The sequence below is a fragment of the Caballeronia catudaia genome, from assembly GCF_001544755.2.
Taxonomy (GTDB): Bacteria; Pseudomonadota; Gammaproteobacteria; order Burkholderiales; family Burkholderiaceae; genus Caballeronia; species Caballeronia catudaia.
Map to the genome: position 1 here is coordinate 1 of NZ_FCOF02000085.1, position 10,541 is coordinate 10,541.

The following is a 10,541-nucleotide window of genomic DNA, read 5'->3' on the forward strand; positions in this document are numbered from 1 at the left end:
GTGAACCGGAGCGCGACGTTCGTCTTCGTGATCGGCGAACGCTTCTTCGGCACGCTGACCGCCTACGTGCGCGAGCCGTATGCGGCGCGCTACGATTTCACGAGCGCACTCGCCGTGCAACTGCTCAAGTCGCTCGGGCCTGCGCTGCAGCCTCTGTTGACCGACGACAAAGCGGTCGAAGCCGGAGACGATGCGAAGCTTGAGAGCCGATAAATGTACTACATGAGAATCGCCAGAATGCGATCGAACGTGTATCGCTTTATGTGCATCGCGAATTGCGGTCGACCGCGGGCAAGGCTGCTTCCATGACGGAACGCGGACATGCATGACGCTAAACGTTGGATCTCAGGCGGAGATGTCGCTGGCCAACATGATGGTTGCCATTCATCCGGTGAACACCCGGGACCGCGCTGGCCCGATAGGCGGTGAATTGCACCCTGGCGCGATGCGATTGAATGAACGATTGATGGTGATGATGCTTCACGCTCGCGTGATACATGCGCGGCATCACGACCGGCGTTTCGTCGCCGTTCAGCCAGCGCTGGATTGCGATCAAATCCGCCGTACGCGCCCAGGACGAACGCGCGCCAAGGAGCGCAATGATAACCGGACCATTCGGCATTTCCGCTTCCACGAGAATGCATCGTCCCGCCTCACGCGTGTAACCCGTCTTCGCGAGCTGAACGGTCCAGTCCGGCCAGTGGACGACCGGATCAGTGTTGCGATAGAACCGCGTTTTGGTGCCGATGGCCTCCCCGTATCGGGGAAGTACAGTGAAAGCGTCGATCAGCGCGTAGTCCGACGCGGCATCCGCCATCTTAACGAGGTCGCGTGCAGTGGAGACGTTGGCGGCCGACAGCCCCGTCGGATCGTCGAACTGTGTCGCCGCCATGCCGAGCACGCGCGCCTTGTCGTTCATCTTCTGGATGAAGGCGCGCTGACCGCCGGGAAACGCGCGCGATAGCGCGGAGGCCGCGCGGTTCTCCGACGACATCAACGCGAGGCGCAGCATCTCTCCGCGTTCGAGCGCGGCGCCAACGGGGATGCGCGATCCCGAGTGCTTGAGCCGGTCGATGTCGGCGTCGCCGACCGCCACCATCTCCTGCATCGACTGCGCTGCATCCAGCACGACCATGGCTGTCATCAGTTTGGTCAACGAGGCGACAGGCAGCGCAGTATCGGCATCTTTTTCGAGGAGGCTCTTTTGTTCCCGGAGGTCGTACACCAACGCGCTGCGCGACTGGAGCAACGGGGTTCCCGCCCATGCGACGAGCGGTGCGGCGACGAGAAGCAGGGCAGTGGCCAGTTCCTTGATCATGTTTACACCACAGCCCGCAATCTCGCCGCGATGGGGCCATCGCGGGTTCGCGAGGCCAATCACTAAACTTTAGTCGCTGCCGGCAGAAACGGGGTGTGACGAACGAGACAGTTCGTGAATCGCGGCCAGCCGTCACGGAATCGTGACTCGACTCGTCCATTCCAAATGGACGGACATAACGTTGCGCGTACCTTTGCGCTGCATCAGCAAAGCGGCGTTCTTACCGGCCCCGGTGGTCAACTTGGCGAGTTCGTGTTGTGACTCGACGAGCGCATCGTTCACGCGGAGGACGATATCCGTGGATGAATGCCCGCCTTCGCCTCCCGCTCCCCCGGTGCCGCCTTGACCATCAGGCCTTGCGACGGATCACTCGTGCGGCGCTCCGCATCGGTCAGCGGATGCATGGTGAGAGACCGAGCCAGTCCGCTCCGCTCCGTTCGGTCTTCGGCGCCTGCGTGACCTTCACTTCTGTCACGGTCTTGCGCCGGTTGATCGTTACAATCATCCAATCATCGGCGGCCCGTCGCGCACGCTCCGGCAGCGCAACCGTTTCTCCCGGGCGCGAGTGCCGCATCCTGTTCGACGAAATCCGCAGCCTCCTCGATTGCCTCCTCTTTCGTTCTCGGCTGCGCCCACCCGCCACCGGCATCGCCGGACACGAGACGCCGCTCAGCCGCGCAAGAAATCCGCGGTCGTCAACTCGAGGCGCGCCGCAGGGTGCGCCAGCAGCTTCCGAAGAGCGATCGCTTGAATGCGATCCGCTCCATCGTGAAAGATCTTCAAGGTCTTGGCATCGTCCGCATTGGGCGGCAGCCAGAAACAAGCCTCCAGCGTGGCACGCAAGATCGTGCACTCGACCGAGCCGTACTTCGACGCCAGGACGAAGGTCACGCCGCGTTGATCGGCCGAAATGTGAGGTTCAAGGTCGAGTTTTCCATGGCGCGTTCATCGTCTTGCGTGGGACACGAGATTGTTGCATGACGCCCGTCATTGCGGAACGCGTGAAGACATGGCGTCATGTCGTAACGTTTGCAGGCATCTCACCACGCGATGCGATGAGTCCTCGTGCGTGAGCGATGAGAGCGGCTTGCCGAGCACGACGACGGACCAGAGCACCAGCCGCTCGGCTTCTTTTCGATAGTTTTCGAAGGTGGTCTTCGTACCGACGAAGCGAGCTAGCCACGCCCGGATCGCATCGAGATCGTTATCTGCGGCAATCTGCGCGCAACCCGCGACCGCCCGATTGAGTCCTGAGCCGCCGTCCAGTTGTAGGAACACAGAGATCGTCCGTGCGAACCGCAACGACCAAAACTACCAACATCACATGATGATGTTGTGACGGAAAGCGCCGATCCACTCGAACGGACGCAACAGATCCGTATATACCAGTCCTCGACATAATAAGCATAATGTCAAAACAGTGGCTTTGTGAAGTTGGATATAGGATGACTTACGTTGTATTATGAGCGAATTTCCTGGCTCCTTGCGCCCATGTCCGACGTCCTCTCCGACGAAACCCGCCTCGCAGCTGATATCGAGCGCCTCAAGGTCGAGTTTCCCAAGACGCGCGAGCTCTATCGCGAGGTATGCGCGCTGCTGTTCTTTCGCTTTGGCGTCGCGCCGACCGCCAATCGCCTCTACAACCTGGTCCGGCGCGGCACCATGAGCACGCCGGCGTCGGTGCTGAGCGAGTTCTGGGCGGAGTTGCGCGAGAAGAGCCGCGTGCGCATCGAGCATCCGGATTTGCCAGCCGATCTCAGCGAGGCGGCCGGTGAGCTGATCGGTGCGTTGTGGACGCGTGCGAGCACGTCGGCACAGGCCGAACTGACCGCGCTGCGCGAGGAGGTCGAGGCGCAGCGGGCCGACGCGGAGCAAAAGGTCGTTGCGGCACGCGATGAACTCGGACGCACCGAGACCGCGCTCGAACAACGCACCGCCGCGCTGCTGGCGGCGCAGGTCGAGATTCGGGAGTTCGAGCGGCAGCAGGCACAGGAGGCCGCCACGCGCAAAGCGCTTGAAACGCAGATCAAGCGCCTCGGCGAAGAGGCCGGTGCGCGCGAGCGAGCGCTGGAGAAGGTCCGCGACACGTTCTCGCGTGATCTGGAGAAACTGCGGGAGACGGCCAACCGTGCCGAAGAGCGCCTGCGCGCAACGGAAAAGCGCGCGTTGCTGGAAATCGATCGCGAACGCAGCGCGGTGGCCAAGGCTCAGAAGGAACTGACTGAGGCAGCCAAACGCGCCGACAAGCGAGAGGCCGACCATCGTCGCACAGTCGACGCGCTGCAGGCGCAGCAGGGCGATGCCCGCCATCAAACCGGGGTGCTGCAAGGCAAGCTCGCCGCGCTCGAGGCGGCACACCAGTCACTTCAAAAACAGGTGAAGGCGCTGCGTGGAACGACGCGCTCTCCGGCGCGGCGCGTGCCTACGGCAGAATCCAGTCCGCCCGTCCGGCGAGCCGCCCGAAAGGCAGCTGTTGGCAAAATGGCAAGAGCGAAAGCTCGAACGTAGATAATGACCGGATGGCGCCCGCGGGTGGCGCGATCCATGACCGGTTGGCGCTCCAGTCGCGCCGACCGTCAAAAGGAGTAAACGGGTGAGAAGATCGGCGGAGAACAAGTTAAGGGTCGTGGCGGTGCGCATCGACCCCGTCATCGAGCAGCGGTTGCGCGTACTGGCCGAGGCTACGGGGCGCAAGCAATCGTTTTTCCTGCAGCGGATGATCGAGGAAGGCATCGAGGCGATGGAAGAAACCTGGCTGTCGCCGGACACCTTGGCCAAGGTTCGAAATGGCGGTTTGCCCGAGCTGCTCGCTGCCCACAGCACAACCTCGGATTTGTTCGACCTGGATGCGACCATTACTGCCTCGTAGCAGCGGCGGTCGCAAGTTTTCGTAGCGGTTCGGTAAGATCGCATTCGTTTTCAATCGAGAGGGGGTTCAATGAACAAGCAGGAACTGATCGACGCCGTTTCGTCGCAGTCGGGTACGAGCAAGACCGCCGCAGAAGAGGCGATCAATGCGGTGTTTGAGACGATTTCGAAGACGGTGGCCGCGGGAGACACCGTTCAGCTGATTGGCTTCGGATCGTTCGGGACCGGCGAACGCGCCGCGCGGACCGGTCGGAATCCGCAGACCGGTGAGACGATCGAGATCGCAGCGGCCAAGACGGTGAAGTTCACCGCCGGGAAAGGCTTCAAAGACGCCGTCAATCAGGCGTGAGCGCAGCGACAACCGAGTGACGCGAGACGGCCGCAGGCAGCTCGCGTGCCGTCGCAACACGCGTTTCGCGGGTCACGCCTGGTCAGAAAAGCTGAGTCTCGAGCGGTATGAGGTTCACCCATTTCACCGCGGTGCGGCGCTCCTGTCCGTCCGGGTGGATGGAGCGAATCATGACGCGTTGTCCGCGGGCTTCGCCCAGCACTTCCGCGATCCGGTCTTCATAGCGCACCAGGGTGCCGCGCGCCGGCTTGCGTTTGAGTTTCGTGCGACGAGGCGGAGCGGACATTTCTGGACAGGCCGACATGCGATGATGCGATTATGCCTTTCGTCACCCCCAACGCAGATTTTTCGTTCTTCCCACGCCAGAGTGTTCACCATGCGCCGCATTGCAGTCCGTCATTCGCCCATTCATGGTCGCGGTGTGTTCGCCGCCGTGACGATTTCCGCTGGCGATCCGATCCTCGAGTACAAAGGCGAGATCATCTCGGCGAAAGAAGCACAGCGCCGGTATGAACGGTCGGCCGCGGAAGAAGGACATACGTTCTTCTTCGGACTCGGCGACGGACGCATGATCGATGGCGCACGAGGCGGCAACTCCGCGCGTTGGATCAATCACAGTTGCGCGCCAAACTGTGAAGCCGAACAGGAGGGCGACCGGGTCTTCATTCGGGCGACACGCAGGATTGAAGAGGGCGCCGAGGTCTTCATCGATTACGCACTGGATGTCGAAGGGCGCCGAACGGCGGCGCTCAAGCGCCTTTACGCATGTCGGTGCGGCGCTCGCCGCTGTCGAGGCACCATGCTGGATGCGCGTCGGTAGGCTCTTTGTTGTGAGGCGCACCTGTTGCACGAGCTGACCCGTGAAAAGCCTGCCGAAAGCACCGGCAACCGCTTTCCCGGCGCGTTGAAATGAATTAGCCTGATCGCTCTTCATCGACGACATTCCTGAGCGCGACGACGATGCCGCAAAGCATGCAACAGCTCGATATATTTGCCGACAGCCGCGACGTGGGACTGCGCAATGACGTCGTGGAGCACTTGCAGCGTCGCCATGCGGTCGACGCGCGGGCCTCACTGACGGAGCTTGCCAGCGAATACCCTGACGACAGCGCGCTGCCTGCGATGACGGCGCTAGTTCGGGAACTCGAGAACGAGTCAAGCCGTCCACTGACCGACCACGCTGAACTGACCTCGGTATTTCGGCACCTCGAGGAGGATGTGATGCCTGCGGCTCAACGGGTGCTGCCGGCAAAGGACATTCAGGCGTGGTCGACAGCGTGCTGGCGCTCGCTCGCCCAGCGTGCTGCACCGCTGGGGTTCTGCGCGACCCACAGCGAAAGTCACGCCGCGCCGCTATGGCTTCGAGCAGGGAACTGGGCGGCGGCCACCGACGCCGTCAACACGATCGAATCGTGGTGGCGCATCCCGTCGCCACTCGCCTGGATGACCCAAGCGCGCTATCAAGCGGGCGGTCTCGACGCGGCGTGGCCACTGTTTGCAGAATTGGCGTGGCTAGCACCGTCGCGGTTCGCCGCATTGATCGCCGGGCTTCGGGACGCTTCGCTCGATGCGCTGCGTCGGCGCTTCGATGCTGACTTCTCCGGCACAGGCGAAATCGAGGACTATATGTGGTTTCCGGCCTGGCTAGTTGTCGTCAAGCCAGCGCTCGCGAGTCGGCTGGGCGAGGCGCGCGTCCAGCGAGATTTGCCGGCGTCGCGTGCGACCGCCTTGCTAGGGGAGGTTCTGCGTCGGGAACATGAGGGCGACCAGTACGAGCTGGTGACCTTACGCGAAGAACTGAGTCGGCTGCATACCGGGCTGTTTGACGCCTACATGGCAACACGGAAAGTGCAGCATCGGTGACGTGGGTCTGTTTGCGTCACCGGCCTAACTTTCGCGTGGCCGCTGGAGATTTTTTGTCGGACGGAAACACAAACACCCGCTGCGATATTGCCGGTAGCGTTGCCTCTGCCTGCTCGAGCACTTGCGAGACCAGAGGATCCTTCGTACCAAGCGAATCACTTGAGTCCGATACGGCGTGGCCTTCGGCAGGATCCTGATGCTTCTGCGTCAACGACTCGATCAGGTGCGCGAACCCTCGTAGTCCATGCGGTGAAGTCAAAGGTTCCAATGCGGTCGTCCGTGGATGTCGAAGGTCCATAGTAATACGCCAATACGCCAAGGGGATGGTTGCGCTCTCGGCCAGCCGTTGCTTCGCTGACACGGAAGAATTCCGTGCGCACGGGTCCATCGTCAATCAATCACGGCTGTGCGCCAAGTGCCGAGGCGGGGCAGGATTGCAGCGGCGTCTCAGCCTGAAGTCCTCACTCAAACAACATGTGGGTGTGCCGGTGCGGATCGAAGGCGGCCGAACTTCGACGTCGCGCTTGTTGATTTTTCTTCAGCCGGCTTTCATGCTTCATCCGGTTCCTGGCCCACGTCTTTGAAGTCGTCCCTCGGGTCATCGCCGACTAGGTCTTCGAGTTCAAGTTCGTGGATGAACTCGTCAAGCGATACATCGACGATGTTCTCAGGGAACGATTCGAGTGTGTCGAGCCATTCTTTCACGGCCGTGCCCTTTTCGCCATCTTTCCAGTCCTCCGAACGCTCGGCGTAGGCTTTTTCGAGTGCCCGGTACACATTCTCGAACTCCGCGCGCACATCTCTGCCCTTCTGATTGTAGTCATCGACCGCGGCCTGAAGTGTCGCGCGCGCGCAGACGAGTGCTTCATTGAACACGCCCACCGCCTGTCCCAGTCGGACGCGCTGCGCGCTTAGGATGTCGAGCCCCTCTTCCATGCGCTTGAGGTCCGCTGCTTTGATCTTGAATGTCATGGTTGTTTGATGGTGGCGAAGGCTTTTTTTCGACGCTATCGGCCTGCGGTGTGTCGTGCATAACATTAGCTTAAGGGAGGCCGCGCTACCATCGTGTGAGCAAACACGACGCGAACGTTCATGAATCGATACTTCACCACTCGGCAGGGCGCGATTCGGCGCCTCATAGCGATCAAGCGCGAGGGAGCCGAAGAACATCGAAGGATCGAACTCATCAAGCAAGAACCTCGACGAGCACAACGATCAGCCAGGTTTTATTGGCCCGCCTGATCGACTGGACAAGGGGGACATTCCGGGCCGATACGTAATTCGCCTTGCTGAGGTGACAGTTCATGCGCCTAACTCCGTGCGCAGGCAATCGCGTCCTCGCGGGCGTCGAATCCCGCAAGATCGCCACTCGTGAAGATCTGGCTCTCGCTGCCGTTTCCCGCCGGCGTGGTGGTTCTCGCCGCTGCAGTTTCTCGCCGTCGGCGCCGGCGCGCAGTGGATCGATATCGAAGGTTGAGGAAGTGAGACTCGTGCGAGTGCGGCGGTTAACATTCGATCGAGCGCGACGACGTTCGTGGTCCCTTACGCCAGCATTGCTTGGGACTGTTAGCCTTTCCGATCCGCTTTTGCGCATAAAAGATCGTTCGATCTAAAATGACGCGATATCGGCCACGACACGGAGACGATCCCCATGATCGAGTTCTACTTTCACCCGACGCCCAATCCCGCGAAGATCGCGCTCTTCCTTGAAGAATCCGGGCTGCCATATGAACTGAAGCCGGTGGATACCAGCAAGGGCGAGCAGCATTCGGCCGAGTTCCGTGCGATCAATCCGAACGGCAAGGTGCCCGCCATCGTGGACATGGAAGGGCCGGGCGGCAAGCCGGCTGTTGTGTTCGACTCCACCGCGATCCTGCTTTATCTGGCAGAGAAAACTGGTCAGTTCGCCGGCGCGCCGGAAGATCGTCCGCAGCTTCTTTCGTGGTTGATGTTCGTAGCGAGTGGGCTCGGACCGTTTTCCGGGCAGGCGGTGCACTTCCAGTACGCGGCGCCGGAAGGGCTCGACTATGCGGTGAATCGTTATCGGCGAGAGGCGGATCGTCACTATCAGGTGCTGAACGACAGGCTCAAGGGCCGCGAATACATCGTGGCCGACAGCTATACGATCGCGGACATGTCCGCGTGGGGCTGGCTCGATCGGGCATCGCGCGTGTTCAAGTCGAGCGAGGATCCGCTCGGGCCATATCCAGAACTCAAGTGCTGGTTCGCGAAGATCGACGCGCGGCCCGCCGTCAAACGCGCGCGCGCCATGAATAAGAAGCATGCGTTCAAGACGGTCAACGACGAAGAGACGAAGCGTGCGTTGTTCCCGTCCAACTACCCGAAGACGGCGTGAGAGAAGAGGACTTGCAGCATGCCGCGTCCGCGTGGTTCGATGAGGAGGCCGCGCTCGACGCGGCCACTGTGCAGTTCTGGTCGCACGGTTACGAAGCGCCCGCCGTCCGCGATCTCGCCGCAACGATGGGCCTCACGGCCGCGAGCCAATACAACGCTTCGGCGACAAACGCGCGGTCTAGGAACGCGCGCTCGAACGACACGTCGAGCGCGGCTTTCGCGACCGCGTGGGGCGTATCGAACATCACGTGCGGCCGCGCGGCGCGATCGCCGCGTTCTTCGAAGAGGTCTTCAAGCTTTCCGAGAGCGATCCGCATCGCAAGGCATGCCTCATCGTCAATTCGACGAGAGAACTTACGCCGCACGGGGGCGCGGGCACTTTCCGCCGCTCGCCCGAGTCATGGAGCGGCCACTCGAATGGCTGGTGTACTCAGAAATCAGCCTCACGGTCAACATGCGCCTTTCGGCCTTTGCCGACGTTCATCGATCCACGTTTGGACGGCTGTTCAACGAAGGAGACCGGCCATTCGTATCGCCGTAGCATTGAACGTCAACCACCCCTCAATGTGAATAGGCAAGCTCGCCCCATAGTCGTCCTTCGACCGGGCGCGAGCGCTGCGGCAGCTCCCCAAAGTGGAACCGCCATCCGGACAGCAATGTGGGCCGGCCAGTGCATCACTGGCGCCGGCAAAACCGGTATCCGTGACAATTACAGTAGCTGAAAGCATTTTTCACGCACGGGTTAGAGGCAGGAGCAAGCATGGGTCCAAAACCTGATTTGGCGCAATCCTAAGCTCACCTTCTGCGGCCTCCGCTGGCGTAACCGTCAGAGCGATCGACGAGTGGGGTATGAGCGTGTACTCAGATACTTCATCAATGATCGACTCGCGGCTGGTTGATGACCGGACGCTCCACTCGATGTCACGCGATGGGCGCACCAGATCCCGCGCCTCAAATCCTTCAACCAGCACGACTGCTCGGTCGATCAACCAATGAGCCTCAACAGCGTGAGTCTCCAATGTTAGCTGGACCGCCGGGATGGGCTGCCCCGGCAGCCAGTAGAAAGTATCTCGTCTGTCGCCTAATGTCGCTAGGAAATGGGCCCGAGCACTTCGCCACCGTGGTGATTGAAGCAGATTGAGCAAATCCGGCAACTTTTCCGTCTTGCGTATATTACGGAAAGCGCCGCTCGAATCAAAAAAGGCCTCATAAACTGCGCCAGCGATGAACGCCTGTTGCGGATCGTCGTTGGCGGTCGCCCAGCGATCAAAATTTTCGACGAACGACACCGCCCTCCACGCGCTTCCTTCTGCTGCCTGATATACCGATCGTCCCATGACAAATGCCACACCAACGTCACGCGGAATTCCGGACGCCTCGAGTTCAAGTACGGCGGGGTTTTGAACGTACCAGTTATGCGAGTTAATGCGCTCAATTATAGATTTGGCGTCACCCTCCGGCAGGGACTCTATGAAAGCTTTTTCTGCCGTCATAGCTTCCATCGGTATTGCCAACTGCACCTCCGCTGGCGCTTGCTCGTCTCCAGCGGCGGCCGGTCGCTGGACTTCAGCCGGCGGCTCGGCGTTAATGAGTTCGGTCTGAAGAGTAACCGAATTAGCACCGCCAACTGTGTCTGTACCGTCGATGTCGTCGCGGTCTTTTTGCTGTGTCAGAGCAATCACAAACTCTCTTAGGCTCTTTTGAAAATGAAGTGGGGTGTGCCAAGAACGCGAGCATCAATCGACCGATGTTTGCGGAGCTTTACCAAAGATGAAGGAAGGCCCTTCG

Annotated in this window: 13 protein-coding genes and 1 pseudogene; 7 read left to right on the plus strand and 7 right to left on the minus strand. The window is 60.8% G+C overall.

Features of this window, described 5'->3' with window-relative positions:
- A partial coding sequence (locus AWB75_RS35245) for a hypothetical protein (RefSeq protein ID WP_143746649.1) occupies window positions 1-213 on the plus strand: 213 nt, incomplete at its 5' end.
- A gap of 118 nt (window positions 214-331) precedes the next feature.
- On the opposite strand, the gene AWB75_RS35250 is transcribed toward AWB75_RS35245, so the two are convergent.
- The 3 genes and pseudogenes from AWB75_RS35250 to AWB75_RS35265 all read right to left on the minus strand — a co-directional run.
- Entirely contained in the window at window positions 332-1,318 is a 987-nt protein-coding gene (locus AWB75_RS35250; protein ID WP_061128572.1) for a serine hydrolase, read from the minus strand.
- Window positions 1,319-1,987: 669 nt separating this feature from the next.
- On the minus strand, window positions 1,988-2,230 hold the full coding sequence (locus AWB75_RS35260; protein ID WP_061128574.1) for a DUF1488 family protein: 243 nt from the start codon (window positions 2,228-2,230) through the stop codon (window positions 1,988-1,990).
- A 147-nt stretch (window positions 2,231-2,377) separates the two neighbouring features.
- Window positions 2,378-2,620: pseudogene (locus AWB75_RS35265) on the minus strand (tyrosine-type recombinase/integrase); the annotation flags it as partial.
- A gap of 189 nt (window positions 2,621-2,809) precedes the next feature.
- Between AWB75_RS35265 and AWB75_RS35270 the strand changes: the two are divergent.
- From AWB75_RS35270 to AWB75_RS35280, 3 genes are all read left to right on the plus strand, one after another.
- Window positions 2,810-3,826, plus strand: coding sequence for a DNA-binding protein (locus AWB75_RS35270; RefSeq protein WP_061128576.1), 1,017 nt, complete (start codon window positions 2,810-2,812; stop codon window positions 3,824-3,826).
- A gap of 85 nt (window positions 3,827-3,911) precedes the next feature.
- Entirely contained in the window at window positions 3,912-4,187 is a 276-nt protein-coding gene (locus tag AWB75_RS35275) for a hypothetical protein (RefSeq protein WP_061128577.1), read from the plus strand.
- 69 nt (window positions 4,188-4,256) lie between these two features.
- Window positions 4,257-4,535, plus strand: coding sequence for an HU family DNA-binding protein (locus tag AWB75_RS35280; RefSeq protein WP_061128578.1), 279 nt, complete (start codon window positions 4,257-4,259; stop codon window positions 4,533-4,535).
- A gap of 82 nt (window positions 4,536-4,617) precedes the next feature.
- Here AWB75_RS35280 and AWB75_RS35285 read toward each other — a convergent pair whose 3' ends face one another.
- A complete protein-coding gene (locus AWB75_RS35285; RefSeq protein WP_045462886.1) occupies window positions 4,618-4,821 on the minus strand; it encodes a hypothetical protein in 204 nt (67 codons plus the stop codon).
- A gap of 90 nt (window positions 4,822-4,911) precedes the next feature.
- On the opposite strand from AWB75_RS35285, the gene AWB75_RS35290 reads away from it, so the two are divergent.
- Together AWB75_RS35290 and AWB75_RS35295 are read left to right on the plus strand one after the other, a co-directional pair.
- On the plus strand, window positions 4,912-5,355 hold the full coding sequence (locus tag AWB75_RS35290; protein WP_061128579.1) for an SET domain-containing protein: 444 nt from the start codon (window positions 4,912-4,914) through the stop codon (window positions 5,353-5,355).
- Window positions 5,356-5,507: 152 nt separating this feature from the next.
- On the plus strand, window positions 5,508-6,398 hold the full coding sequence (locus tag AWB75_RS35295; RefSeq protein ID WP_235012416.1) for a hypothetical protein: 891 nt from the start codon (window positions 5,508-5,510) through the stop codon (window positions 6,396-6,398).
- A 549-nt stretch (window positions 6,399-6,947) separates the two neighbouring features.
- On the opposite strand, the gene AWB75_RS35300 is transcribed toward AWB75_RS35295, so the two are convergent.
- The gene (locus AWB75_RS35300; protein ID WP_061128581.1) at window positions 6,948-7,370 is read right to left on the minus strand and encodes a hypothetical protein; all 423 of its coding nucleotides are present in this window, start codon (window positions 7,368-7,370) and stop codon (window positions 6,948-6,950) included.
- A gap of 679 nt (window positions 7,371-8,049) precedes the next feature.
- Between AWB75_RS35300 and AWB75_RS35305 the strand changes: the two genes are divergently transcribed.
- Window positions 8,050-8,754, plus strand: a complete 705-nt coding sequence (locus AWB75_RS35305; RefSeq protein WP_061128582.1) for a glutathione S-transferase family protein — start codon at window positions 8,050-8,052, stop codon at window positions 8,752-8,754.
- An 88-nt stretch (window positions 8,755-8,842) separates the two neighbouring features.
- Here AWB75_RS35305 and AWB75_RS37910 read toward each other — a convergent pair whose 3' ends face one another.
- Window positions 8,843-9,070, minus strand: coding sequence for a hypothetical protein (locus tag AWB75_RS37910; RefSeq protein ID WP_061128583.1), 228 nt, complete (start codon window positions 9,068-9,070; stop codon window positions 8,843-8,845).
- 414 nt (window positions 9,071-9,484) lie between these two features.
- Complete coding sequence (locus AWB75_RS35315; protein WP_061128584.1) at window positions 9,485-10,435, minus strand: hypothetical protein; 951 nt, start codon at window positions 10,433-10,435, stop codon at window positions 9,485-9,487.
- Window positions 10,436-10,541: the final 106 nt, after the last annotated feature.

Bases quoted from the DNA above. Each gene is read 5' to 3' on its own strand.
- AWB75_RS35305 (WP_061128582.1), top strand. From the start codon at position 8,050: ATGATCGAGTTCTACTTTCACCCGACGCCCAATCCCGCGAAGATCGCG.
- AWB75_RS35300 (WP_061128581.1), bottom strand. From the start codon at position 7,370: ATGACATTCAAGATCAAAGCAGCGGACCTCAAGCGCATGGAAGAGGGG.
- AWB75_RS35290 (WP_061128579.1), top strand. From the start codon at position 4,912: ATGCGCCGCATTGCAGTCCGTCATTCGCCCATTCATGGTCGCGGTGTG.
- AWB75_RS35285 (WP_045462886.1), bottom strand. From the start codon at position 4,821: ATGTCCGCTCCGCCTCGTCGCACGAAACTCAAACGCAAGCCGGCGCGC.
- AWB75_RS35270 (WP_061128576.1), top strand. From the start codon at position 2,810: ATGTCCGACGTCCTCTCCGACGAAACCCGCCTCGCAGCTGATATCGAG.
- AWB75_RS35250 (WP_061128572.1), bottom strand. From the start codon at position 1,318: ATGATCAAGGAACTGGCCACTGCCCTGCTTCTCGTCGCCGCACCGCTC.
- AWB75_RS35280 (WP_061128578.1), top strand. From the start codon at position 4,257: ATGAACAAGCAGGAACTGATCGACGCCGTTTCGTCGCAGTCGGGTACG.
- AWB75_RS35295 (WP_235012416.1), top strand. From the start codon at position 5,508: ATGCAACAGCTCGATATATTTGCCGACAGCCGCGACGTGGGACTGCGC.
- AWB75_RS37910 (WP_061128583.1), bottom strand. From the start codon at position 9,070: ATGCGGATCGCTCTCGGAAAGCTTGAAGACCTCTTCGAAGAACGCGGC.